At 70.8% G+C, this 24,783-nt stretch carries 23 protein-coding genes; 6 read left to right on the top strand and 17 right to left on the bottom strand.

Going from position 1 to position 24,783, the window contains the following annotated elements:
* Positions 1 to 76 precede the first annotated feature (76 nt).
* Complete coding sequence (locus AC068Z_RS17910) at positions 77 to 913, bottom strand: methylenetetrahydrofolate reductase (RefSeq protein ID WP_478556225.1); 837 nt, start codon at positions 911 to 913, stop codon at positions 77 to 79.
* Entirely contained in the window at positions 914 to 2,587 is a 1,674-nt protein-coding gene (gene betA, locus AC068Z_RS17905; RefSeq protein WP_478556223.1) for a choline dehydrogenase, read from the bottom strand. It abuts the gene before it with no gap.
* A 202-nt stretch (positions 2,588 to 2,789) separates the two neighbouring features.
* Here betA and AC068Z_RS17900 point away from each other — a divergent pair, with 202 nt between their 5' ends.
* Positions 2,790 to 3,536 carry an IclR family transcriptional regulator gene (locus AC068Z_RS17900; RefSeq protein WP_478556360.1) on the top strand — a complete coding sequence of 249 codons (747 nt, stop codon included), beginning with the start codon at positions 2,790 to 2,792 and terminating at the stop codon, positions 3,534 to 3,536.
* 45 nt (positions 3,537 to 3,581) lie between these two features.
* On the opposite strand, the gene AC068Z_RS17895 is transcribed toward AC068Z_RS17900, so the two are convergent.
* From AC068Z_RS17895 to AC068Z_RS17870, 6 genes are all read right to left on the bottom strand, one after another.
* Positions 3,582 to 4,712, bottom strand: a complete 1,131-nt coding sequence (locus tag AC068Z_RS17895) for an aromatic ring-hydroxylating oxygenase subunit alpha (protein WP_478556221.1) — start codon at positions 4,710 to 4,712, stop codon at positions 3,582 to 3,584.
* Positions 4,713 to 4,762: 50 nt separating this feature from the next.
* Positions 4,763 to 5,926 carry an NAD(P)/FAD-dependent oxidoreductase gene (locus AC068Z_RS17890; protein ID WP_478556219.1) on the bottom strand — a complete coding sequence of 388 codons (1,164 nt, stop codon included), beginning with the start codon at positions 5,924 to 5,926 and terminating at the stop codon, positions 4,763 to 4,765.
* Positions 5,923 to 6,285 (bottom strand): bifunctional 3-phenylpropionate/cinnamic acid dioxygenase ferredoxin subunit, encoded by a 363-nt coding sequence (locus AC068Z_RS17885; protein ID WP_478556217.1) that lies wholly within the window; start codon positions 6,283 to 6,285, stop codon positions 5,923 to 5,925. The genes AC068Z_RS17890 and AC068Z_RS17885 overlap by 4 nt, the downstream gene beginning before the upstream one ends.
* Positions 6,286 to 6,480: 195 nt before the next feature.
* On the bottom strand, positions 6,481 to 7,110 hold the full coding sequence (locus tag AC068Z_RS17880) for an MBL fold metallo-hydrolase (RefSeq protein WP_478556215.1): 630 nt from the start codon (positions 7,108 to 7,110) through the stop codon (positions 6,481 to 6,483).
* Positions 7,110 to 8,195 (bottom strand): S-(hydroxymethyl)mycothiol dehydrogenase, encoded by a 1,086-nt coding sequence (locus tag AC068Z_RS17875; RefSeq protein WP_478556213.1) that lies wholly within the window; start codon positions 8,193 to 8,195, stop codon positions 7,110 to 7,112. The genes AC068Z_RS17880 and AC068Z_RS17875 overlap by 1 nt, the downstream gene beginning before the upstream one ends.
* Positions 8,196 to 8,483: 288 nt before the next feature.
* Entirely contained in the window at positions 8,484 to 10,010 is a 1,527-nt protein-coding gene (locus AC068Z_RS17870) for a cellulase family glycosylhydrolase (protein WP_478556211.1), read from the bottom strand.
* Between the two features lie 399 nt (positions 10,011 to 10,409).
* Between AC068Z_RS17870 and AC068Z_RS17865 the strand changes: the two genes are divergently transcribed.
* Positions 10,410 to 10,742: a putative quinol monooxygenase gene (locus tag AC068Z_RS17865; protein ID WP_478556209.1), complete on the top strand. Its 333-nt coding sequence runs from the start codon at positions 10,410 to 10,412 to the stop codon at positions 10,740 to 10,742.
* A gap of 59 nt (positions 10,743 to 10,801) precedes the next feature.
* Here the strand turns inward: AC068Z_RS17865 and AC068Z_RS17860 are convergent, their stop codons facing one another.
* Complete coding sequence (locus AC068Z_RS17860) at positions 10,802 to 11,914, bottom strand: catalase family protein (protein WP_478556207.1); 1,113 nt, start codon at positions 11,912 to 11,914, stop codon at positions 10,802 to 10,804.
* A 153-nt stretch (positions 11,915 to 12,067) separates the two neighbouring features.
* Between AC068Z_RS17860 and AC068Z_RS17855 the strand changes: the two genes are divergently transcribed.
* Positions 12,068 to 12,379, top strand: coding sequence for a CSLREA domain-containing protein (locus AC068Z_RS17855; RefSeq protein WP_478556205.1), 312 nt, complete (start codon positions 12,068 to 12,070; stop codon positions 12,377 to 12,379).
* Between the two features lie 461 nt (positions 12,380 to 12,840).
* Complete coding sequence (locus AC068Z_RS17850; protein WP_478556203.1) at positions 12,841 to 14,079, top strand: cytochrome P450 family protein; 1,239 nt, start codon at positions 12,841 to 12,843, stop codon at positions 14,077 to 14,079.
* Here the strand turns inward: AC068Z_RS17850 and AC068Z_RS17845 are convergent, their stop codons facing one another.
* The 5 genes from AC068Z_RS17845 to AC068Z_RS17825 are packed head-to-tail and all read right to left on the bottom strand — an operon-like array spanning position 14,080 to position 18,280.
* Complete coding sequence (locus AC068Z_RS17845; RefSeq protein ID WP_478556201.1) at positions 14,080 to 15,429, bottom strand: cytochrome P450; 1,350 nt, start codon at positions 15,427 to 15,429, stop codon at positions 14,080 to 14,082.
* Entirely contained in the window at positions 15,426 to 16,028 is a 603-nt protein-coding gene (locus AC068Z_RS17840; RefSeq protein ID WP_478556199.1) for a GTP-binding protein, read from the bottom strand. Before AC068Z_RS17840 ends, AC068Z_RS17845 begins: the two co-directional genes overlap by 4 nt.
* Complete coding sequence (locus AC068Z_RS17835) at positions 16,006 to 16,365, bottom strand: DUF742 domain-containing protein (RefSeq protein ID WP_478556197.1); 360 nt, start codon at positions 16,363 to 16,365, stop codon at positions 16,006 to 16,008. The genes AC068Z_RS17840 and AC068Z_RS17835 overlap by 23 nt, the downstream gene beginning before the upstream one ends.
* The gene (locus AC068Z_RS17830) at positions 16,362 to 16,775 is read right to left on the bottom strand and encodes a roadblock/LC7 domain-containing protein (protein WP_451726787.1); all 414 of its coding nucleotides are present in this window, start codon (positions 16,773 to 16,775) and stop codon (positions 16,362 to 16,364) included. Before AC068Z_RS17830 ends, AC068Z_RS17835 begins: the two co-directional genes overlap by 4 nt.
* Positions 16,772 to 18,280 carry an ATP-binding protein gene (locus AC068Z_RS17825; protein ID WP_478556195.1) on the bottom strand — a complete coding sequence of 503 codons (1,509 nt, stop codon included), beginning with the start codon at positions 18,278 to 18,280 and terminating at the stop codon, positions 16,772 to 16,774. Before AC068Z_RS17825 ends, AC068Z_RS17830 begins: the two co-directional genes overlap by 4 nt.
* 253 nt (positions 18,281 to 18,533) lie before the next feature.
* Between AC068Z_RS17825 and AC068Z_RS17820 the strand changes: the two genes are divergently transcribed.
* Positions 18,534 to 19,490 carry an AraC family transcriptional regulator gene (locus tag AC068Z_RS17820; protein WP_478556193.1) on the top strand — a complete coding sequence of 319 codons (957 nt, stop codon included), beginning with the start codon at positions 18,534 to 18,536 and terminating at the stop codon, positions 19,488 to 19,490.
* A gap of 58 nt (positions 19,491 to 19,548) precedes the next feature.
* On the opposite strand, the gene AC068Z_RS17815 is transcribed toward AC068Z_RS17820, so the two are convergent.
* The 3 genes from AC068Z_RS17815 to AC068Z_RS17805 form a co-directional block, all read right to left on the bottom strand.
* Positions 19,549 to 21,168: a sodium/solute symporter gene (locus AC068Z_RS17815; protein WP_478556191.1), complete on the bottom strand. Its 1,620-nt coding sequence runs from the start codon at positions 21,166 to 21,168 to the stop codon at positions 19,549 to 19,551.
* 11 nt (positions 21,169 to 21,179) lie between these two features.
* Positions 21,180 to 21,488, bottom strand: a complete 309-nt coding sequence (locus AC068Z_RS17810; RefSeq protein WP_478556189.1) for a hypothetical protein — start codon at positions 21,486 to 21,488, stop codon at positions 21,180 to 21,182.
* Positions 21,489 to 21,765: 277 nt separating this feature from the next.
* Positions 21,766 to 23,133 (bottom strand): glycoside hydrolase family 43 protein, encoded by a 1,368-nt coding sequence (locus tag AC068Z_RS17805; RefSeq protein ID WP_478556187.1) that lies wholly within the window; start codon positions 23,131 to 23,133, stop codon positions 21,766 to 21,768.
* A gap of 216 nt (positions 23,134 to 23,349) precedes the next feature.
* On the opposite strand from AC068Z_RS17805, the gene AC068Z_RS17800 reads away from it, so the two are divergent.
* The gene (locus AC068Z_RS17800) at positions 23,350 to 24,774 is read left to right on the top strand and encodes an amidase (protein WP_478556186.1); all 1,425 of its coding nucleotides are present in this window, start codon (positions 23,350 to 23,352) and stop codon (positions 24,772 to 24,774) included.
* Positions 24,775 to 24,783 lie beyond the last annotated feature (9 nt).

Below are 24,783 nucleotides of genomic sequence, written 5' to 3'. Positions count from 1 at the left end.
GAATGAGCTGACGCACGAAGGGTGCGGGACCACGGGTCCCGCCCTTCTCCTCGCCCGCACCGGCGAACTCCCCTGCTCAGCCGCCCAGCCGGTCGAGCAGCGCGCGGCGCCACCGCTCGGTCTCGGCGACCTGGTTGAACGTAAACACGTGCAGCCCCGCGACCCCCGCCGAGGGTGCCGTCAGAGCCGCCCGCGTGCGGTTCAGGAGCCGCTCGGGGTCATACCCTCCGGGTGCCGCGAACCGCGCGAACCACGAGGCGTGCCGGGTCAGAAAGCGCGTCGACTCCCCCACGCCGATCTTCGTCGCCACGGCCAGCAGCTTCGTCCGCCGCACGGGCCCGGCGACACCGACGTACAAAGGCAGCGTGACGCCCCGGCGTCGTATACGAGCGATCCACTCCCCCAGCACCCGCGGGTCGAAGCACAGGTTGCTCACGAGGTACGTGGCGTGCTCGCGCTTGTCCCACATCGCCTGGACGGTGACGTCGTCGTGGATGAGCGGATGGCTCTCGGGATAGCCGGTGACGCCGACGCGGGCGAAGGGGCTGCCCAGCTCGCTCAGCCCGCGCAGCACCGGCAGCGCCCCGTCGTAGACCCCGGCGGGCGGGTCGGCGTCCCCGGCGGGGACGAACACGTCGTCCACGCCCGCCTCCCGCAGCCGTCCCGCGACCTCCTTCAGGTGCCGGTCGTCGCGCAGCAGCCGTGCCGGGACGTGCGGGACGACCCGGTAACCGTGCCCGGCGAGGCGCGCGGCGAGGTCCAGGGTCGGCTCCAGACCCTTGACCGGTGACGCCGTCACGGTGACCACGACGTCGCGCGGGACATGGGCGAGGACCTTGTCCTCGGTCGCCCGCGCGGGCAGCACCTCGTAGCGGACGCTGTTCAGCAGCGCGCGGAGCCCGGTGGCCGCCAACTACTGCTCCGCCCGCGCCCGGACGTCACGGTGGCGGTAGTACGCGGCCTTCGACGGCGCGAGCGGCTCCTTGCCGAGGATCAGGTCGGCGGCCTTCTCCGCGACCATCATGACCGGGGCGTAGATGTTGCCGTTGGTGACGTACGGCATCACCGACGCGTCCACCACCCGCAAACCCTCCACGCCGTGCACCCGCATGCTCGACGGGTCGACGACGGCCATCTCGTCGGTGCCCATCTTGCAGGTGCAGGACGGATGCAGAGCGGTCTCGCCCTCCTTCGCGACCCAGGCGAGGATCTCCTCGTCCGTCTCCACCCGCGGGCCGGGCGAGACCTCGCCGCCGTTGTAGGGGGCGAGCGCCGGCTGGTTGAGGAGCTTGCGAGCGACCCGGATGGCCTCGACCCACTCCCGGCGGTCCTGCTCGGTGGAGAGGTAGTTGAAGCGCAGCGCCGGATGTTCGCGCGGGTCCTTGCTCTTGATCTTCACCGAGCCGAGGGCGTCGGAGTACATGGGCCCCACGTGCACCTGGTAGCCGTGCCCGCCGGCGGGCGAGGAGCCGTCGTAGCGCACCGCGACCGGCAGGAAGTGGAACATCAGGTTGGGGTAGTCGACGTCCTCGTTGCTGCGCGCGAACCCGCCCGCCTCGAAGTGGTTCGTCGCGGCCGGGCCCTTGCGGAAGAGCCACTGCAACCCGATGAGGGGGGCCCGCCACTTCGCCATGTACGGCTGCATCGAGACGGGTTGGGTGCACGCGTACTGGACGTAGACCTCCAGGTGGTCCTGCATGTTCTCGCCGACGCCCGGCAGGTCGTGGACGACGTCGATGCCGAGGGCGCGCAGTTCCTCGGCGTTGCCGACGCCGGAGAGCTGCAGCAGCTGCGGGGAGTTGATGGCACCGCCGCACAGGATGACCTCCCGGGCGCGGACCCGCCGGCGAGCGCCCCGGCCGCGCTGGTACTCGACGCCGACGGCTCGCTTGCCCTCGAACAGGACGCGGGTGACGAGGGCGCGGGTCCTGACGGTGAGGTTCGGGCGCTTCATCGCGGGCTTGAGGTAGGCCTTGGAGGCCGAGAGCCGGCGTCCGCGATGGACGTTGCGGTCGAACTTGGCGAAGCCTTCCTGCCGGTAGCCGTTGACGTCGTCGGTGGGCGCGTAGCCCGCTTCCTCGGTGGCCTTGAGGAAGGCGCCGAAGAGGGGGTTGGTCGCGGGGCCGCGTTCGAGGACGAGGGGGCCGTCGTGGCCGCGGAACTCGTCGTCCGGATCGGCCGCCAGACAGTTCTCCATGCGCCGGAAGTACGGCAGACAGTGCGCGTAGTCCCAGGTCTCCATGCCCGGGTCGGCGGCCCAGCGCTCGTAGTCCATGGGGTTGCCGCGCTGGAAGATCATGCCGTTGATGCTGCTGGAGCCGCCCAGCACCTTGCCGCGGGCGTGGTAGACGCGCCGGCCGCCCATGTGGGGCTCGGGCTCGGACTCGTACTTCCAGTCGTAGAAGCGGCTGCCGATCGGGTAGGTCAGCGCGGCGGGCATGTGGATGAAGACGTCCCACGGGTAGTCCGACCGGCCCGCCTCCAGGACCAGGACCCGGTTGGCCGGGTCGGCGGAGAGCCGGTTCGCCAGTGCGCTGCCGGCCGATCCGCCGCCGACGATGACGAAGTCGTAGTGCACATCAGCCATGGTGCCTCGTCTCGCTCGCGCCGTAGATGTGCGAGGCATGCTAGCGCCGGTATCGCTATACGCGCCAGGTTGCGAACCGCGCAACTTCGAAGAACTTCGGCGGGCCATGATTCCTTGCCGTTACGTTGTTTACTGCGCGTATAGTTTCACTGTGAGCAACTACAGCCCTGACTCGGAAACGTCAAACCCGCAGACCGGCGGAGTGCAGTCGGTGGACCGGGCCATCAGCGTCCTGGAGATCCTCGCCCAGCGCGGCGAAGCGGGCGTCAGCGAGGTGGCGGGCGAGATCGACGTCCACAAGTCCACCGCGTTCCGGCTGCTCGGCGCCCTGGAGGCGCGCGGTCTGGTGGAGCAGGCCGGCGAGCGCGGCAAGTACCGGCTCGGCTTCGGCATCGTCCGCCTGGCCGGCGCGGTCACCGGCCGCATCGACATCACCCAGCAGGGCCGCCCGGTCTGTGAGCGGCTCGCCGAGGAGATCGGCGAGACCGTCAACATCGCCGTCATGCAGGAGCACTACGCGATCAACCTGTACCAGGTGCGCGGCCCTGGAGCAGTCACCGCGCACAACTGGGTCGGCCAGCTGACCCCCCTGCACGCCACCTCCAGCGGCAAGATCCTGCTGGCTCACCTGCCCGCCAAGGAGCGCGCCGCGCTGCTGACCGCCGCCGGACTGAAGAAGGTCACCCCGCACACCATCACCGCCAAGACGAAGCTCGAGAAGAACCTCGCCGAGGCACGGGAGCGCGGCTACGCCTTCACCCTGGAGGAGCTGGAGATCGGGCTGCACGCGATGGCCGCCCCGGTCCGCGACCGGGACGGCGCGGTCATCGCCGCGCTCAGCGCCTCCGGCCCCGCCTACCGGTTCACCGAGGGGCGGCTGCACGAACTCTCCCCGGTGCTGGTCAAGGGCGCCGAGGAGATCAGCCACCGGATGGGCTTCCTGGGCTGAGTCGCCCCTGGAACACCCTGGGATCAGCCCTGGAACACCCCGGGATCACCGCTGGGGGATGCCCAGGCGCTCAGTCACCCAGTCGTGGAAGGCGCCGATGTGGTGCTCGCTGGGCACCAGCACACCGCCCTTGGCGTACATCCGCGAACTCATACCGGGCTGCGTACGCTCGCAGGCGTCGAAGTCCTGCTGGTTGACCCGGTGGAAGAGCTCCACGGACCGGCTCACGTCCTTGCCGCTCTCCACCACGTGCGGCAGATACAGCCAGTCGCACTCGACGACCGTGCGGTCCACGGACACCGGATACATCCGGTGGAGGATGACGTGGTCGGGCACGAGATTGATGAACACCTGGGGCTTGACCGTGATCGCGTAGTACCGGCGGTCCTGGTCGTCGGCGACCCCCGGAATACGGTCCAGTCCCTCGGAGCCGTCGACGGTGAAGCCCCGAACCTCCTCGCCGAACTCCGCGCCGTGGCCGACGTAGTACTGGGCCGCGTAGCCGTCCGCGAACTCCGGGAGCACCTCGGTGAGTTCGGGGTGGATCGTGGCGCAGTGGTAGCACTCCATGAAGTTCTCGATGATGAGCTTCCAGTTGGCCTGCACGTCGTAGGTGATACGGCGGCCCACCTGGAGGTCCTCGATCCCGTACCGCTCGATCGACTCGACGTCGCCGAGGCGGGCGACCACCTCACCGATGACGTCCTCCTCGAAGGAGGGCGGGTTCTCGGCGAGGCAGACCCACACATAGCCGAGCCATTCCCGTACGGCCACGCTCACCAGGCCGTACTCGGTACGGCCCACGTCCGGCATCCTGGTGAGGTTGGGCGCCGCGACGAGCTTGCCGTTCAGGTCGTACGTCCAGGCGTGGTACGGGCATTGGAAGGCCCGCTTCACCTCGCCGGACTCCTCCGTGCACAGCTTCGCGCCCCGGTGCCGGCACACGTTGAAGTACGCGCGGACGGTGTTGTCGCGCGCCCGGGTGACGAGGATGCTCTCGCGGCCCACGTCGACGGTGCGGAAGGCACCGGGCTTCGCCAGTTCGGAGGCGCGCGCCACGCAGAACCACATGGTCTCGAAGATGCGCTCCTGCTCCTGGGCGAAGGTCCCCGGATCCGTGTAGGAGGAGCCGGGGAGAGTGGCGATCAGACTGTCCGGCAGGCCGGTCGAGGTCACGGTGCACTCCTCGGGAGAACGTCGTGGAGGGTCGTCGATGCGGGCGGTGCTCAGGACGCGGTGGCCGCGAGCTGCTTGCGCCAGCGTGTGAACAGCCGGGGCTGGTTCATCCCGAGCACGGCGACCGGGTCCCCGGCCCGCCGGTAGACGGCCAGGACATCGCGGCCGTCCGCGGTGCCGGCCTCGATGGTCACGCTGTCCGCGCCGGCCGCGTGTCCGGCGAACTGGATCCTCACGCCGTACTGGTCGGACCAGAAGTACGGCGGCCGGGGCACACCCGGTTGCACGGCACCGCCCGCCAGCAGAGCGGCGACGGCGGCGTCGGGCCGCTCCCGGGCGCCGGTCCAGTGCTCGACGCGGCGATGGCAACCCGCGCGCGGGTCGTACCAGTTGGCGCAGTCGCCGACCGCGACCACACCGGCCAGGCTGGTGCGGCCGTCGGCGCCGCACTTGACGCCGTCGTCGAGGGCGATGCCGGAACCCTCCAGCCACTCGACGTTCGGGCGCGCGCCCACACCGACGACCACGATGTCGGCGGGGACGCTCCGGCCGTCCTCCAGCAGGACGGCCTCGACGCGCGTCTCCCCGCTCAGCCCCTTGACGCCGGCACCGCACACCAGCCGTACGCCGTGGTCGGCGTGGAGGGCGGAGACGACGGCGCCCATGGTCACGCCGAGCGGTCCGGCGAGCGGTGTCGGGGCGGCCTCGACGACGGTCACGTCCAGCCCGAGGGCGTACGCGGTGGAGGCGACCTCGGCTCCGATGAACCCTCCGCCGATCACCACCAGCCGTCCGCCGCGCGCCAGTTCGTCCCGCAGCGCGCGGGCGTCGTCCAGCGTGCGCAGGGTGTGTACGCCGGCCAGTCCCTCGGAGCCGGGGAGGGTCCGGGCCGCCGCGCCGGTCGCGATGACGACGCCGTCGGCGGAGACCTCCCGTCCGTCGGCGAGCCTGACCACCCGCCGCGCGTGGTCGAGTCCGGCCGCGCGGACGCCGAGCAGCCACCGCGCCCCGAGGTCCTCGTCGTCGCCCTCCAGGGCGAGTTGGGCCTCGCCGAGGGTCCCGGCCAGGAACTCCTTGGACAGCGGGGGCCGGTCGTAGGGGCGGTGGAGCTCGTCCCCGATGACGACCAGGCGGCCGTCGTAGCCCTGCTTGCGCAGTGCGCGTGCCGCCGACAGGCCGGCCAGCGAGGCACCGACCACGGCGACGGTCCTCACGCGGGACCACCGGCGAGCCGCGCCGCGATGCAGGGCGGCAGGTTGGGCGCCTCGGTGGACAACAGGACGTGGATCACGCCGTCCTCGACGACGACCTCGTGCGTCCGGACCGGGAGCTTGGCCGGCGGGGCGTCCACCGCACCCGTCCGCAGGTCGAACTTCGAGGCGTGCAGCGGGCATTCCACCTCGCGGCCCTCCAGCCAGCCGTCGGCGAGCGACGCGTCCTGGTGGGTGCAGGTGTCGTCGATGGCGAAGAGCTCGCCGTCGTCGGTGTGGAACACCGAGACCGGCGGGTCGATGTCGAGCCGGTAGGCCTCGCCTCGGGGAAGGTCCTCGAGACGGCACGCGGGAATCATCATGACACCTCGGTGCGTATAGCGAAACGGATTGCGATTGACGCAACGCCAGTCTGGGGGCGGCTCCGAAGCGTTGTCAAGGCGTCGAAACGCCGGTTTCCGGCCGCTGGGCGCGGCGCTCCCCGGGCAGCGCGAAGCGCCCGAACCACCTGCGGAAACAGGCGGAACGGGCGCTCCACGAAGGCCGTCACGAGACGGTCAGAAGCCGCGGTCGACCCACTCCTGGAGGTGCGGCGCCTCCGCCGCGACGGTGGTCGTCTTCCCGTGCCCGGTGTGGACGACGGTGTCGCCCGGCAGGGTCAGCAGCCGCTCCCGGATCGACTCGACGAGGGTCGGGAAATGGCTGTACGACCGTCCGGTCGCCCCCGGCCCGCCCGCGAAGAGCGTGTCGCCGCTGAAGAGCGCCGACAGGGCAGGCGCGTACAGGCAGACCGCACCGGGGGCATGGCCGGGCGTGTGCAGCACGGTCAGCTCGACTCCGGCCACCGAGAGGCCCTGGCCGTCGGTCAGTTCGGCGTCCGGTGCCCGTTCGGGGTGGGTCTGCTTCCACAGGGGCAGATCGTCCGGGTGCAGGAGGACCGGGGCGCCGGTGCGGGCCGCGAGTCCGGGCGCGGCACCGATGTGGTCGTTGTGCGCGTGCGTGCACACGATCGCGGTGAGGCGACGGTGGCCGACGGCCCGGGCGATGACCTCGGCGTCGTGGGCGGCGTCGATGACGATCACCTCGTGGTCGTCGCCGACGAGCCACACGTTGTTGTCGACGTCCCAGGTGCCGCCGTCCAGCGAGAACGTGCCGGAGGTGACGAGGTGTTCGATACGGGCGGCCATCAGAAGACCACCACCGAGCGCAGCACGTCACCGTGGTGCATCCGCTCGAAGGCCTTTTCGACCTCGTCCAGCGCGATGGTCTCCGTGACGAAGGCGTCCAGGTCGAGCCGGCCCTGCAGATGCAGGTCGATCAGCATCGGGAAGTCGCGGGAGGGCAGACAATCCCCGTACCAGGACGACTTCAGCGCGCCGCCGCGGCCGAAGACGTCCAGCAGCGGCAGTTCGAGCCTCATCTCCGGGGTCGGGACGCCGACCAGGACCACTGTCCCGGCCAAGTCGCGGGCGTAGAAGGCCTGTTCGTACGTCTCCGGGCGGCCGACCGCCTCGATGACGACGTCCGCCCCGAAGCCGCCCGTCAGCTCGCGGATCGCCTCGACGACGTCCGTCGTACGGGAGTTCACGGTGTGGGTGGCGCCCATGGCGCGGGCCTTGTCCAGCTTGCGGTCGTCGATGTCGACGGCGATGATCTTCGCGGCGCCCGCCAGCCGGGAGCCGGCCACCGCCGCGTCGCCGACGCCGCCGCAGCCGATGACCGCGACCGTGTCGCCCCGGCCCACGTTCCCGGTGTTGATCGCGGCGCCGATACCGGCCATCACCCCGCATCCCAGCAACCCGGCGACCTGCGCGGAGACGGCCGGGTCGACCTTGGTGCACTGCCCGGCCGCCACCAGCGTCTTCTCCGCGAAGGCGCCGATGCCGAGGGCGGGCGACAACTCGGTGCCGTCCAGCAAGGTCATCTTCTGCTTCGCGTTGCGGGTGTCGAAGCAGTACCAGGGCCGCCCCCGCAGACAGGCACGGCACTGCCCGCACACCGCACGCCAGTTGAGGACCACGAAATCGCCGGGCGCGACATCGGTGACACCGTCCCCGACCGACTCGACGACCCCGGCGGCCTCGTGGCCGAGCAGGAACGGGAAGTCGTCGTTGATCCCGCCCTGCTTGTAGTGCAGATCGGTGTGGCAGACACCGCAGGCCTCGATCCGCACCAGCGCCTCACCCGGGCCCGGGTCGGGCACGACGATCGTCTCCAGGCTCACGGGGGCGCCCTTGCCCCGCGCGACGACAGCACGGACCTGGTGCGTCATGGCCACTCCTCGGCTGGTCGAGACTTGATCGGAATGTTGCTCATTACGGCACACATCTCATGTGTCGCAACACAGCATTGTGGAGTACCGCCCGGTGGTCAAGGATCCCGGCGGGGTTCCGGAAGACGGGACGCCCTGCGTACGGGGACACGCGAACGCCCGGCGGGGCAGTGGCCGAACGGGTCGGTACCACGACCCTGCCGGGCAGCGCCTCCACGGACCCGCCCGCGGTGTTCCGGGAGGGCCGGCCGGAGGCCTGTTTCGGCCTCCGGCGGCTTCGGGGCGCGCTCAGGTCGCGGGGAAGGAGTCCGGTGTGCGGATCCGGTCGCGGATCCAGACACCGGCCGGCTTGAGTGACGTGGTGCCGGTCCAGGGGCCGTTGTTGTTGCAGGTGCCGGGCTTGAACACGGCGCCGGTACGCTCGTCGTCGGAGAAGTTCCAGTTGACCCAGCTGATCTTCTTGGCGGCCATCAGATCGAGGTACTGCTGGGTGCGGGTGAAGTTGTTCGGGCCGTCACCGGAGGCTTCCTGGGTGCCGAACTCGGTGACGAAGATCGGGATCCGGTCCGATGCCCGGTTCAGGGCGTCCAGGTACTCCTGACCGTGCGAGGCCGCGTAGAAGTGGAACGTGTACATGATGTTGGCCGCCTGGACCGGGTTGTTGATGACGTCGGTTTCGTTGCGGCCGTCGGAGATGCCGAGGGAGCCCCAGCCGTGGGTGCCGATGAGGATCGGGGTGGCGGGGTCCTGGGCCCGGATCACGGGGATGAGCTGCTCGGCGTAGGACTTGACGCGCGCCCAGCTGACGTTGTTGGGCTCATTGGCGATGTCGTAGAGCAGGTTGGTCTTGCCGCGGTGGCGCTGGGCGATCTCGGTGAAGAACGTCTTGGCGCGGGACAGGTTGTGGTTGGGGTCGCCGGGCGTGAGCTGGTGCCAGTCGACGAGGGCGTACATGCCGCGGGCCGTGGCCATCTCGATGAGCTGGTGCACCCGGTCGGTGAACATCCGCGGGTTGGTCTCGTAGCCGCCCTCCTGGACGTAGAGGGAGATGCGCAGCACGTCGGAGTTCCAGTCGGTGGCGAGCGCGTCCAGAGAGCCGCCGGTCAGGCACTGGCCGTACCACTGGAGGCCGTGGCTGCTCATGCCGCGCAGCTGGATCGGCTTGCCGTACTGGTTGCACAGCTTGACACCGCACACCTTGAGTCGGCCGTTGATCGCGGCGGGGGTGGTGCCCTGCGGTGGCTCGCCACCGCTCTGTGTGGTGGCGGTGACGGCGCTGGAAGCCGGGGAGACGTTGCCCGCCGCGTCGCGGGCCCGGACAGTGAAGGTGTACGCCGTGTTCGCCGAGAGGCCGCCGACATTGTACGAGGTGCCTGTCGTCGTGGCGACCTGGGCGCCGTCGCGGTACAGCAGGTAGCCGGTCACGCCCACATTGTCGGTGGAGGCGTTCCAGGCGAGGGAGACGCTGGAGGAGCTGGTGCCGGTCGTGCGCAGGCCGGTCGGGGTGGCGGGAGCGGTGGTGTCGGTACCGCCGCTGCTGTCACCCAGCAGCTTCCACAGGGCGGGCGCGTTGGAGGGCTCCCAGCCCGTGAGGGAGGTGTGGCTCTGCAGGCATTCGTAGTCCTTGCCGCCATAGGACACACGCGTGCCCGCGGTGTACGAGGTGTTCGGCTGCCACTGCGGGGCGACGGAGATCTGGACGCTTGTGGTGGTGGCGGGCGCGGGGGCCGTGGCGAGCGCGGGGGTGGGGGCGAGGCCGAGGCCGAGTGCGGCAAGCAGCGTGCCGGCGAGCAGAGTCGAGGAGGGTCTGCGCATGGGGGGTCTCCTTGCGCGTCGATGATTGTTAGGAAAGTTTCCTTACATTGACCGGGAGAGTAAGACGCTGACGGAACACGGTCAATAGCACGCGCGGGGCGTTCAGGTTGCCGCGCACCGCGAACACCGGCGACCGGGTCCTGGTGCGCGGCTCGCCCGGCTGCACCCAATGCCGGTTCTGCACGGCCGGTTCACCGCCCGGTGCGAGCACGCCAAGTCCGGCACGGAGCTCTGCCACGGAGTCCGCAAGAACCTCCTCGACCCCGCCGGCTGACCCGTATGAGAGACAAGCCGGGGCTCCCCTCTCCTACAGGGCCCTTCCCGGCGCGGGTGAACTGCCTTACGCGGCTGCCGTCGTACGGTCTTGTCATCACGCACTACGAGAAGGCAGGAAGACTGATGATCTTCATCACCGCCAAGTTCCGAGTCCGTCCCGAGCAGGCCGACCGGTGGCCGGAGATCACCGCCGAGTTCACCGACGCCACGCGCCGGGAGCCCGGCTGCCTCTGGTTCGACTGGTCGCGAAGCGTGTCGGACCCCACGGAGTACGTCCTGGTCGAGGCCTTCCGCGATGACGAAGCAGGCGCCGCTCACGTGCAGTCGGCGCATTTCAGGGCCGCGCAGCAGACGTTGCCGCCCCACCTGGTCGAGACACCCCGCATCGTGAACGCGAACATTCCGCAGGACGACTGGTCACTGCTGGGGGAGATGGCCGTCCCCGAGCAGGGGTAGGACGGGCGCCGCCGGATTGCCCGGCGGACACCGAGGGTGGCAGGAAAGGGCTTGGCGGGTCAGCCGAGCAGTTGTGCGCTGCCGGCCGGTTCGCGCCGCTGTTGTCCATTGACGCGGTGCCGCTCGATGGACGAGCGCCGGTACACCTCCTGCCGCACCCGCTGGATCTCGCCGATGGGCCGGTGCTCCTCGCGTGAGCGCCACGGTGTGATCGACGTGGCATCCGCGGCCGCCACGTTGTCGTCGTCGCCGATGTCCTGGCGCGGAAGGTCCACACGTGCGACGGTCACCCACGGGGACAGCTCTTCGGGCCACTTCACGGAGGTGTTGTCCACCGGCATGCGGGACAGATCGGTGTTGAGCTGCACCTGGAGTTCGAAGGAGTGGTCCCGCTCCGCGGCCTCGGCGACCAGAGTGCGGCGGAACGCCTCGTTGTCCGCGCGCACGTCCACGATCCGGTGCGCGAGGGAGGCCACGGACTCGGCGGTCGGCACGGTGCGGATCTTGGCGATGTGATCGCCGTAGCGGAAGGCGCCCATGCTGTTGTAGGTGTACGACAGCAGGTTCCTGCGCGGGACGGTGGTGAACGAGAGCATGGCGAACAGTTCGTCCCACAGCCAGCCGTCGGGGTCGGTGAGCGTGCCCCGGCGAGTCAGGAACTCCGCCATCCAGGTCTTGCGGCGGGCGGGGTTCGCGAGGCCCTCGGGCAGCTCGGCGAACAGCTCCTCGATGACCATGTAGTCGTGGGCGGTGTTCGCGAAGAAGACCTCGTTGTTGATCAGGTTGAGGTCGAAGGTGCCGGTGTCCGGTTCGTCCTCCAGCAGTGAGGTGCCGGGCACCCCGAACAGCTTGATGCCCATCCCGCACGCCGCGCCCAGCTGGTGGTCGGGACGCTGGTGGCCCAGACCGTTGGAGTAGCGGACGACGGCGTCGTACACGGTGGGCCGGGCGAAGATGCCCTGCCCGTGGAAGCCCTGGTTGTCACCGATCGTGACGGTGGCCTTGAGAAGACCGTACGTCTTTCCGTGGGCGGTGCGGACGGCCCGACCGACGCTCTCGCGCTCGACCGAGGTGCGGGTGCGCTGCGCCACCTGCGCGACCACTGCGTCCAATTCCTGCTGATAGGCCGGACGTTCGGCGGGGCGGTAATCCTCATAGCGGACGGGATCCATGGCGTTGCCTCCCTGTGCGGTGGTGTCGAGCTCAAACGCTAGCCGTCAATTAAATTGTGTACAACATAACTGACTGTGACGCATCACACGTAGCCCAGGGCAACCATGTCGGGGGACGGTACGCCCAGATCCCTCGACGGAGGAGTTCACCGCATGAGAGTCCGAGTCACCCCTGCGACACTCGCCCCCATGGTCCTGGCCCTCACCGCCACCGCCGCCGATGCCGCCGCGGCCCCGGCCGCCGACCCGTCGGGGTTCACCGTGGACACCACCTCCGACGGGGTGGACGCCGATCCGTCGGACGGCAAGTGCCGTACCGCGTCCGGCACATGCAGCCTGCGCGCCGCGGTGATGACCGCCAACTCCCGGCCGGGCAGCACGATCACGTTGTCTCCCGGCCACTACCGGCTGACCATCTTGGACCGGGCCCTCCGCCTGCGGGCCGTACCCACATGTCCGACGTGACGATCACCGGGGGCAGGGCCGTGCAGCGCGAACTGCCCTTCACCGACACCGGTGGTGGGGGCGTCCGGCGCCCTGACCCCGCTCACGCTCGACGCGGCCGAGCGCGAGGGCAGCGGTTTCGCGGGATGCTCCAACCGGCGGCGGATCCAGGGGGGAGCATCGAGTACAGGCACCCGGCGAAGTTTTGTCCCGGATCACGGCTCCCGTTTCGTCGCCGAGGCGCCACAGGGCGCCGAGGCCAAGCCCGAGGGGTACGGATACGGCATCCCACCAGCCGCCCGCGGCCACGGTCCGCACCTCGACACAGCCCGGTCGCATCCATCACGAGGTACCGCCGACTTGCGGCCGGGCGCAGAGAAGTTGTCCCCGTGCGCAGCGCGCACCGGGCACTCTCGCCCGGACACGCTACGTCCAAGTAGCTTTACCGGTCGTATCTTTGTGCGAGCGCCAGGGAGGCTTCCATGGGACACCCCCGCCCCTTAGTGATCGACCCGACCGGCCGCGACATCCACGGCGAGGCCGCCCGCATCCGCGAGCGCGGACCGGTGACCCTCGTCGAACTGCCCGACGGCGTCCAGGCCTGGGCTGTCAGCAGCCCCGACCTCCTCAAGCGTCTGCTCACCGACCCGCGCGTCTCCAAGGACCCGCGCCGGCACTGGCCCCGGTGGATCAACGGCGAGATCTCCCCTGAGTGGCCGCTGTTCACCTGGGTCGCGGTGCAGAACATGTTCACCGCCTACGGAGGCGAGCACAAACGGCTGCGGGCCCTGGTCTCCAAGGCGTTCACGGCACGGCGCACCGCGGCGCTCCAGCCTCGTGTCGAGGAGATCACCGCGGGCCTGCTGGACCGTATCGAGGCGGCCGGTCGGCAGGGCCGAGCCGTCGATCTGCGCGAGGAGTTCTGCTATCCGCTGCCGATCGGGGTGATCAGCGAACTGTTCGGCCTGCCCGAGGAACAGGGTGCCGAGCTACGGGCCGTCGTGGACGGTGTCTTCCACACCTCCGCCACCCCCGAGGAGGTCACCGACAACTACGCGCGGTTGTACGCGGCGCTGGGCGAACTCGTCGCCGTCAAGCGGCGCTCGCCGGGCGACGACCTGGCCTCCGCGCTGATCGCGGCCCGCGACGGCGACAACCGGCTGAGCGAGCAGGAACTGCTCGACACCCTGGTGCTCATGGTCAGTGCCGGCCACGAGACCACGGTCAACCTGATCGACAACGCCATCCACCTCCTGCTGACCCATCCGGACCAGCTCGCCCACGTCCGCTCCGGCCGCGTCCCCTGGGAGGACGTGGTCGAGGAGGCGCTGCGCGTGGAGGCACCCGTCGCCAGCCTGCCCCTGCGGTACGCCGTCGACGACCTCAAGATGAGCGAGCTCGGCGGCCCGGACCAGGTGGTGATCGGCAAGGGCGAGGCCATCCTCGCCGCGTACGCGGCCGCCGGACGTCACCCCGGCAAGTACGGCGAGGACGCCCACCGCTTCGACGTCACCCGCGCCGACAAGGAGCACCTCGCCTTCGGGCACGGCCTGCACTTCTGCCTGGGCGCCCCGCTGGGCCGGCTGGAGGCCCGCATCGCACTCCGGGCTCTGTTCGACCGCTTCCCCGGGCTCCGACTCGCTGTGGCGCAGGGCGAGTTGGAACCCGTCGACTCCTTCATCTCCAACGGCCACCGCACCCTTCCGGTCCACCTGTCCTGATCACTCGCCACGCCACCACGCCAGCAGCCGGGCGCCCCATCCGTGCCGCACGAGGGCGGGCGCGTCGGACGGCCGGGGCACCGGGGCGGTGGGTGCCACGGGCTGCTCGTCGCCGACGCCGGGCGGGGTGACAGCGGCAGGCGGGAACGTCACGGGCAGTGCGGCCAGGGCCCGGTGGAAGGGGCCCGGTCGCCACGCCAGTTCCTCGACCGGTACGGCGAGTTCGACGTCGGGGAGCCGGTCGAGCAGCTTCTCCACGGCCACTGCCGCGATCAGCCGGGCCGGGCTCTGTGCCGGGCAGTTGTGCGGGCCCGCGCTCCAGGCCAAGTGGGCTCGGTTGCCCGCGCGCTGATGTGTCGTCAGAGACGGGTCGGTGTTCGCCGCGGCGAGACTGACCACGAGCGGATGCCCGGCCCGCAGCAGCGTCCCTTCGTGCACGACGTCGCGGACCGGGTAGTGGACGGCGTAGTTGGCCATGGGCGGGTCGGTCCACAGCACCTCGTCGAGGGCGTCCTCCACCGGCAGGCTGCCGCCGGAGAGACTGCCCGCGAACCGGTCGTCGGACAGCAGCAGCCGGAGGCTGTTGGCGATCAGGTTCTGCTGCGGTTCGGTGCCCGCGCCCATGAGCAGGACGAGGGTGTGCACCATCTCCTCGTCGGTGAGCCCGGCGGAGTGGGCCATGAGCCAGGAGGTCACGTCCGCCCCGGGCCGCCGGCGCTTCAGCGTGACGAGGTCCAGCAGCGTCGTAGCGAGCAGTTCGTTCGCCTGCTCGGCGTCCACGCCGTCGAAGATCCCGGACATCCCCCGCACCAGCCGCTCGCCGTAGTCGGCCGGGCAGCCGAACAGACGGTTGAACACCAGCAGGGGAAGCACCTGGGCGTACTCGCCGAGCAGATCGGCCCGCCCGGCCGGGGCGATGCGGTCGATGAGGGTGTCCGCGCTCGCCTCGACATGGCCGCGCAGGGTGGCGGAGTCGACCCGTGCCAGGCTGTCCGTGATCGCGCCGCGCAGCCTGCGGTGTTCGGCGCCGTCGGTCCACAGTGCGTTCGGCCGGTACATCATCATCGGCACGACCGGGCTGTCCATGGGGACAATGCCGTCCGCCAGGTCCTTCCAGCGGCGAGCGTCCTTGGAGAACGTCTCGGTGCCGCGCAGCACGTGCAGGGCGGCGTCGTATCCGACGACCAGCGAGGCGGTCACGCCGGGCGCCAGTTCGACCGGCGCGATCGGTCCGACCTCGCGCAGCCTCCGGTAGACGGCGGCCGGATCGGCGGCGAACTCGGGCCCGTACAGGGACTCGTGCGCGGGGCAGCCCGGCGGCACGGGCGGTACGGGAGATGTGGAGGTCACGCGTGCTCCAGGTTGCCGGTGCGGTTCAGGAGGTATTCGACGAGGCTGATGAGCGCCCGCGTGGACGAGACCCGGTCGCGGGCGTCGCACCGCACGAGGGGGGTTTCGGAGAGCAGGTCGAGGGCGTCGCGCACCTCGTCGAGCTGGTGCGCGGCGGCGCCGGGGAACTGGTTGACGGCGACCGCGTACGGCAGTCCGTGTTCCTCCAGCACGCCCATGACCTCGAAGGACTGGCTGAGGCGGCGGGTGTCGGCGAGGACGAGCGCGCCGAGCGCGCCCTGGGTCATGTCCTGCCACAGCCGGGTGAAGCGCTGCTGGCCCGGGGTGCCGAAGAGGTAGAGCACCAGGCTGTCGTTGAGGGTGAGCCGCCCGAAGTCGAGGGCGACCGTGGTGGTCGTCTTGTCCCGCATCCCTGCCAGGTCGTCGACCAGGGCCCCGGCCTCGGTCATCACCTCCTCGGTGCGCAGCGGCCGGATCTCGGAGAGCGTGCCGACGAACGTGGTCTTGCCGACCGCGAAGTGGCCCACGACCAGCAGCTTGACCGCCGTCTGCACGCTGGGGCTCAGGTAGACGTCGTCAGAGGCGGGCGCGGAGTCCATCGAGCACCTCCCGGAGGATGCGGGCGTCGGCCGGGCGGGCCGCCGGAATGGGCGCGCGGGTGACGATGTGGCCGCTGTCCATGAGGTCGGCGATCAGCACCTTGGTCACACCGACCGGCAGCGACAGATGGCCGGCCACCTCGGCGACGGACAGGGCTCCGGGCCGGCACAGCTCCATGAGCCTGCGCTTTTCCGGGTTGAGACCGGTCAGCGGCAGATCGTCGGCCGCGATCAGCAGGGTGACCAGGTCCAGGGTGTTGCGGGTGGGGTGGGCGCGGCCGTCCGTGACGACGTACGACCGCACCAGCCTGTCTGTGGGGCGGCGCTGGGGTGTCATGCCGGGCTGCCGGTGTCCTGCCGGGCAGGGCTGGTCAGCTCCTTGCCGAGCCGGTCGACGAGTTTGTGCATGCGGTAGGTGACCGCCTCCATGTCGACGTCCTCGCCGGTGGAGACCGCGAGGTAGGCGCCCTCGCCGGCGGCGACCAGGAAGACGTAGCCGTGCGCGAACTCGATCAGGGTCTGCCGCCACGGGGTGTGCGGGGTGCCGCAGAACTCGGCGGTGCTGCGGCTGATCGACTGGACGCCGGACAGGCCCGCGGCCAGCCGTTCGGCGTCGTCACGGTCGATGTCCTTGGAATGGGCGCGGAGCATGCCGTCGGCGGAGAGCAGGATCGCGTGCCGCGCCCGCGGGACCTTCAGCACCTCGTCCAGCATCCAGCCCAACGTGTTGTTGGTGGGCCCGGTCATTCGTGGCTGTTCCCTTCGTCGTCGTGGATCGTGTGCCGGGCGGCCCTGCCGGAACTGGTGCCGCGTGCGAAGGCGCCCATGCGCCGGGCGTTCTCCTCGGCCGAGCGGCCACCGACCTCGTCGGCCGCCGGTGCGGGCCGCGCGGCCGGTCGCCGTGCGCGGCGGCGGCGCCTGGGCAGGCCTCCGGGCGTGGTCGCCGCTGCCGGTCCGGGATCGAGTTCGGGTTCGGGCTCGCGGTCATCAGGGTCCGCGAGGGGTGTCGTGCCGGACGGGGGCGCGAGCGGTTCGGCGGTCGGCACGCGCCCCTCCGCAGGGGCGGGCGCGAGTGGTTCGGCGGTCGGCGCGGGCCCCTGCGCAGGGGCGGGCGCGAGTGGTTCGGCGGTCGGCGCGGGCCCCTGCGCAGGGGCGGGCACGCAGGCGGGCGCGAGCGGTTCGGCGGTCGGCACGCGCCCCTGCGCAGGGGCGGGCGCGAGCGGTTCGGCGGTCGGCGCCGGCCCCTGCGCAGGGGCCAGGTGCGTGAGCAGGGCGGCCGGCAGGAACACCACGGCGCGTGCACCGCCGTACGGGGAGAGCGTGTCCACGGAGACGGTGAACCCGTAGCGCTCGGTCAGCGCCCCGATGACGGCGAAGCCGAAGCGGGGCGGGTCGCCGAGCCGGGTGATGTCCACCGCGTGTGCGCCGGCGAGCAGTTCGGCGGCATCCTCGGCCGCCCGTCCGTCCATGCCGACCCCGGCGTCGTCGATCACCACGCAGGCGCCGTTGTGCACCGTCTGGACGGTGACCTCGACGGTCGTGCCCGGCTGCGAGTGGCGTGCCGCGTTGTCGAGGAGCTCGGCGACCGCGAGCACCACCGGTTCGACCGCGCGGCTGCGCACGGCGATGTCGACCTCGCCGTTGATGCGGATGCGCCGGTAGTCGCGGATGCGGGAGGTGGCGCCGCGTACGACCTCGATGAGCGCGGAGGTGGCACGCTGGCGGCCCGGCCATGATCCGCACAGCACGGCGACGGCCTGGGCACGACGGCCGAACTGGGCGTTGGTGTGGTCGATTTCGAGCAGGTCGCGCAGCACGCCGGGGTTGTCGTGCCGGTCCTGCATCTCGGCGATGGCCACCTGCTGTTCGTTGGCCATCGCCTGAAGGGAACGCATCGACGCCTTCAGGGCGGCCTTCGCCGACTGGTCGGCGCGCGAGCGTGCGTGCTCCACTGCGCCGACGAACCGTTCCAGAACGGCGTCGAGGCATTTCGCGAACTCGGTGTCGGCGAGCCGCTCGTCGAGCAGGCCGACGGCCGGGAACTGCTGGTGGGCCGCGTCCTCCAAGGCGGGCAGCCGGGCCGAGACGAGATGACGGAGTTCTTCGTCCCAGCCCCGCAGTCGGTCGCTCAATGCGGTGTTCCGTCTGCGCTGCCGCGCGGAGATACCTCGTTCGCGCACCAGCAGCACGGCGACGGCGATCAGGCCAACGGCCAGGCACCAGAACACCGTCTCCGGTATCCGTTCCGTCATCAGGTCCTCACAGCAGGTGGCGGGTCGACGGGCGCACGACGGTAGTAGGACGTCGCGTGACGCACTTGTCCGAGCGCGCAAGGAAGTTGCCGTGGGACGCAGGCACGTTCGTGGGACGGGCCGATCGCGCCAGGCTCGTCTCCGGCACCGGCCAATGAGGCGGGGACGAGTTCCGGAAACCGATTGCCGATCCCTAGTCTGCGCCGAGTAACGGACAAGGCCGTTCGAAGCACATCACCATGAAGGGAAAGCGTTGCCCACGGGAAGCTACGTCGTGGAGACGACGAGGACCGCCGAGGTCGCGGCAGGCGAGCGGACCGACCTGTGGAGCGAGCGCGTCGGGACGTACCAGACCCGGCTCGACTACAAGTACGCCCGCGCCGAGGGCTTCCGCGGCGAGATGGTCCGTCAGCGCAGCGACACCTACCAGGTCGTCACCTGGCACAGCGACCAGATCGAGTACGCCCGCACACCGGGCCTGATCCGCCAGATGCCGGACCCCGACTACCGGCTCCTCTTCCCGCTCTCCGGCGAACTGCGGCTGTGCCAGGGCGACCAGAAGGTGCGGCTGAGGCCGGGCACGGGCAGCCTGTTCACGCTCGGCGCGCCTTTCGAGCTCCAGCACGGCGCGTCCCTGCGCGCTGTCATCATGTCGATCCCGGCCCAGGAGATCGACGGCCCGCTGAACCGGAAGGCACCGCTGGCGACCGGCCTCGATCTGACCCAGGGTCTCGGCCGCGTGGTGCAGTCCGTGATGCACAGCCTGAGCGAGGAGCGCGAGCACCTCACCACCCCGCAGTTCGACGCCGTCTGCGACCGCGTCGTCGAGCTGCTCTGCATGCTCGCCTGCGGCGACGACCGCCCTGGCGCGCCCGGGCATCTGGCCGAGGTCGAGGCGGTGGTCCGCCGCCACGTCCGCGAGCACGCGGCCGACCCCGACCTGTCCGGCAACTCCATGGCCCGCGCCCTCGGCTGGTCCCTCCGCCAGATCCAGCTCGCACTCCAGCACGTGGGCACCACACCCCGCGATCTGATCCGCGAGGAGCGCCTCCGTCTGGTCCGCGAGCGTCTCCTGTGCACCGACTGCGCACACATGACGATCACGGACCTGGCGTTCGCCTCGGGCTTCTCCTCGGCCAGCGCCATGAGCACGGCCTTCCACCGACGCTACGGGGTGAGCCCCCGGGAGATGCGCCACAAGTCCCGCTGATACCGGGGCGGCGGTCGGGAAGCTTGTGTGGGCGCTCGCCGGCCGCCGCCTTCGTGCGTCAGTACGTCAGGGCGTCGGGCTCCACCTGCGCCTGCGTCACCGGGGCCCGGTGCCGCTGTCCCGTCACGCTGCCGAGCCAGCCGAGGAGGAACGCCACCGGCAGCGACACCAGCGCGACGGTCTGGAGGGGGAACCAGTCGATGTGCCACTCGGGCACCAGCGCCATCGGGTTGCCCGAGAAGACAGGGCTGCAGACCTGGAGTCCGATCGCGGAGCCCAGGCCGCCGTAAAGCGTCCACAGCAGTCCCCGGCGGGTGAAGCCGCGCCAGAACAACGCGTACACCAGCGCCGGGAGCAGGCAGGAGGCCGCCACCGCCAGGGAGAGCGTGGACAGGAAGCCCATGTTCCAGCCCTGGACCCACACCGCGCAGAAAATACTCAGCACCCCGACCAGGGCGGACGCGATACGGGCCGCGGCCACCTCCCGCCCCTCGGTGGTGCGCCCGCGGCGCACGACGTTGGTCACGAGATCGTGGGCCACGGCGCCCGCCGCCGCCAGGGTCACGCTCGCGACGACCGCAAGGGTCGTGAGGAACACCGCGCAGGCGACCAGCACGACGAGCCATGCCTCGCCCGTCCGCGCCGACGATCCTCCCGCCAGATCGCCGGTGAGCATCAGCAGGCTGCTGGTGGCTCCGGGATCGGCGGCGAGGATCTTCGGGGCACCGATCAACGCCGAGGCGCCGAAGCCCAGCACCGTGGTGACGAGGCAGACGGCGCCGACGATGCCGATGGTGTGGCGGACCGTACGTCGGGCGGCGGCCGGGTCGGGTGCGGTATTGAGCTGGGTGGCGACATGGGGCAGGCACGCCACACCCAGCACCACGGTGATCATCAGGCCGATGAAGTCGAGCGTGCTCTTGACCGGGCCGCCGGCTGCGAAGCGCAAGCCCGGACGCATGTAGCCCTCGGGGCGGCCACTGCCCCGAGCGGCGGTGTCGATGAGGGCGTCGGCGCTCCAGTGGAAGCGGTGCAGCAGCACCGCGGCCACGGCGAGCGCCATGGCGAGCAGGAGCACCGTCTTGATGATCTGCAGGGCGATCATGCCTCGCATCCCGCCGAAGGCCGTGGCGCAGACGACGAGCGTGCCGATCATGACGATGACGGTCTGTTCGGCGCCCGGCCCGGAAAGGCCGAGCAGCATGGCGGTGGTGCGGCCTGCGCCGGAGAGCTGGACGATCAGATACGGGATGCAGGCGCTCAGCGTGACGACGGCCGCCGCGATCCGCACGGCGGGCCCCGGGGCGCGCAGGGCGAAGGTGTCGCCGAGGGTGTAACTGCCGCGCTCGCGCAGCGGGCCGGCCAGCAGGAGCAGGACGCCGAGCGACAGTACGGTGCACAGGGCCACGAACAGGCCGTCGAAGCCGAAGACCGCGACGGTTCCCGTCGTACCGAGCACGGTCGCGGCGGAGAGATAGACGCCGGAGAGGACGATGGCTCCCTGCACGGGGCGCAGCCTGCGGCCCGCGGTGTAGAAGTCGTTGACCCGGTCGCGCTCGGGGCCGTTGAGCACACAGATCAGCAGCATCGGGACGATGAAGGTCAGAAAGCCGACGAGGACCCAGGAGCGGGTGTCCGCGTCCAGGTCGAGGGTGCCGGGTGCCCCTGCGAGCAGCATTTGAGGAAGCATCAGCGCTCCCCCTGCGGCCCGTACGAGGCCTCGTCGCTCGGTGTCTCGTCGTGGGCTTCGCCGTAGGGGGCGCGGTCGTAGCGCGCCGCCGTCCACAGCAGGAGCAATACCTGGGCGAGAAGTGTGACGACACCGAGGGTGATTTGTCCGGCGATGCGCGTGGCCAGCAGGTCCTCGGCGGTGCAGGCGAGCAGGAGGTGAACCGCGAAGGTCAGTCCGTTGACGAGCAGGAAGGACCTGCCGGGCGGGTGGGGCCGGGGTCTTTGATGGTGCTGGGGGGTGTGCGGATGGGCGTGCTGATGGGCCATGGAGTTCTCCTGGCGGGCAGGGACGCGCACATCGCCTGACTCGGGCGAGGCCTCGCGCGGGCATTGCCCCTGACGGCATTGCCCTGATGCGGGCCCACCCGAGCACGTACCGACCGGTCGGTCCATGCGTTTCGGGCCCGTCGTTGTCCGCTCCCAACGCCGGAGGGAGGTGACTGTGCCGCTGCCCATGCAGCCACCCCGGGGACGGTTCGAGCCCCGTGATCTGCTCGCAGCGGCACAACCCGCGACCACCAGCACGTTTGCCCAGGTGTGCAGGTCAGGCCCAGGATGTCACCGGGACGAACGAACTGTCCTGGCGGAACAGGTCCGTCCCGTCGGACCGTTCCACTCGCAGCTGATAGCCGTAGTGCCGCAGGTAGCGGCCCGGGTAGTTGTACGACTCGAAGCGCAGCGAACCGCTCGCCGTCCCGGTGCGCGCGATGAACGTCGCGTCCCTGGCGAACGTCGGCGTTCCGCTGTTCGCGTCGAAGCGAGCACGGAAGTCGTAGTGGCGCAGGTAGTTCCCGGACGCGTCCCGGAAGGAGTAGCCGTTCGCGTCAGCGAGGCCGGCGACGACCGTGAACGTGGCCGCCTGCTTCTCCGCCGTCGTGCTGGACGCGCTGACGACGGGAAGGTTGAGCAGGGACGACTGCTGCTGCCAGTAGCGGGTGGGGTAGTTGGCCGACCGCAAGGAGCGGGTGACGTTGCGGGCCAGGCTCGGGCCGCCCAACACCGTCTCCTTCACCACCGTGAAGTGGCGTGCCGTGCCGGAGATCGCGGGCAGGGCGGCGGGCGCCGACCAGGTGGCGAAGGTGTCGTAGCTGTCGCTGCAGTAGTAGGTGCCGTCGCCGTAGCCGTCGAAGAACAGCCGCCAGGCTCCGTTGTCCAGCTGGATCAGCGCCGGGCCCTCCCGATAGCTGCCCCAGCCCGCCCAGTTGCCGGTGCGCGTGATCGTGTAGGGGCCGGCCAGGCTCGATGCCGTGCCGTACTCGATGTACTTCGTCGTCTCGTTCTTGGTGAAGGCGTGGTAGGTCGAGCCGGTCCGCACCACGAACGTATCGATGTGGTTGGCGCCGATGCCGGACAGGGCGACCGGAGAACTCCAGCCCGTCAGCGCGGAGTTCGTCGCCCTCAGCAGATACGGCGTGAAGATCCACTCGTCGTTGGCCGTCGAGCAGGACACGATGACGTTCACGCTGCCGTCACTGTCGACGAAGAACTCCGGCGCCCACGCCCGGGACAGGTTCGCGATCGGGACCGGATGGTCGTACAGGAAGGTCCAGTTGACCCGGTCCGCGCTGCGCGCGAAGCCGATCGTCGTGCTGGTGTCCTGCCAGGTTCGGGTCGTGTACGTGACGTAGTAGTAGCCGTCCGAGTGTCTGATGACGCTGGCGTCGCGGATGCGGCCCGCGGGCGGGGTGTAGGCGGAGGAGCGCAGCAGCCGGAAGTCGGTGGCGTCGTCGGACTGGTATACGTTCACCGTTCCGTCGTCGCTGTTGGGGAACGGCACGATCGTGTAGCGGGTCGCCGAGCCGCTGGGGGGTGCGGCGGCATGGGCCGTGGCCTCGGACAGCAGCAGCGCGGAGGCGGGCACGGCGGCCATCGCGCGCAGCAGCGTGCGGCGGGACGCGGGGACGGGGGTCATGGGCGGCTCTCCCTCTGACACGGAAAACGCCGAACGTTCGGAATTTCGAACTCAGTTCGGCAAGTCGGTCAGAAGTTAGGACTGGGGCCAGAGTGCGTCAATGGTTCGCGCAATGGTGCCCCGTACACCCAAGTCCGGCTCGCCGCGAGGACGTTCCGTCGCGGACCCCCAGAGGTTACTGTTCAGTAGACAAGGCCGTCCCCGGAGGTGTTCCGCATGACGTTCGACCGTTCCGCAGGCCTGGCGGAGTCCGCCCGCGCGCTGGCCGACGGGGAGGTGACGTCCCGGGCGCTGGTCGAGCGGGCCCTGGCGCGCATCGAGGCCACGCAGGGCTCCCTCAACGCCTTCCGGATCGTCCGGGCCGAGGCGGCGCTCGCCGAGGCGGACGCGGCGGACAAGGAACTCGCGGCCGGGGCGCGGCGGCCGTTGCTCGGGGTGCCGGTGGCGGTCAAGGACGACATGGACGTGGCGGGCGAGCCCACCGCGTTCGGCTGCCAGGGGGAATTCCCGGCGATCTCCGAGGACGGTGAGGCGGTACGGCGGCTGCGCGCGGCCGGGGCCGTGATCGTCGGCAAGACCAACACCTGCGAGCTGGGCCAGTGGCCGTTCACCGAGGGCCCGGCCTTCGGTGAGACCCGGAACCCCTGGCACACCGCGCACACTCCCGGTGGCTCCTCCGGCGGTTCGGCCGCCGCCGTCGCCGCCGGTCTGGTGCCCGCCGCGCTGGGCTCGGACGGCGCCGGGTCGGTGCGGATCCCGGCCTCCTGGACCCATCTGATCGGCATCAAGCCGCAGCGCGGCCGGATCTCGACCTGGCCGCGCGGCGAGTCCTTCCAGGGCATCACTGTCAACGGCACGCTGGCCCGCACGGTCGCCGACGCGGCCCTGCTGCTCGACGCGGCGAGCGGCAACCACGAGCGCGACCCGCACCGGCCGCCCGCCGTCGACGCCTCGGCGGCCGTGGGCCGGGACCCGGGGCGGCTGCGGATCGCGCTCTCCCTCAAGCCGCCGTTCACCGCGGTGCCCGCCCGGCTCCGGCCGGAGGTACGGGCCAAGGTCGTCCAACTCGCGGACCAACTGGCCGCGTTGGGGCACACCGTCGAGGAGGCCGATCCGCCGTACGGGCAGATCGGGCTCACCTTCGTGCCCCGGGCGACCGCCGGGATCGCCGAGTGGGTCAGCGAGTCGCCCTTCCCGGCCCTGCTCGACCGGCGCACCCTGGACGCCGCCCGGCTCGGCAAGTTGCTCGGCGGGGCACCCCTGCGGGCGGCCCGGCGCGCGGAGGCGGTCCTGCACCGCCGTATCGGCACGTTCTTCGAGTCGTACGACGTGATGCTCGCGCCGACCACGGCCGCTCCCCCGCCGCGGATCGGCGCGATGCTGGGGCTCGGCGGGTTCGCCACCGACCGGGCGATGATCGCCGCCTGTCCCTTCGCGTGGCCGTGGAACGTGCTGGGCTGGCCCGGCGTCAACGTGCCCGCCGGGTTCGTCGACGGCGGACTGCCCGTGGGGGCCCAACTCCTCGGCCCCTCCCACAGCGAGCCCCTTCTGCTGTCGCTCGCGGCCCAGTTGGAGGCGGAGTTGCGCTGGCACGAGACGTGGCCGCCGGAGCAGGTGGCCGCGGAGGCGCCGGTCGCCTGAACGCCGTTC

The sequence above is a fragment of the Streptomyces sp. NPDC043726 genome (assembly GCF_056436565.1).
This window is presented reverse-complemented; position numbering and strand designations above follow the sequence as displayed.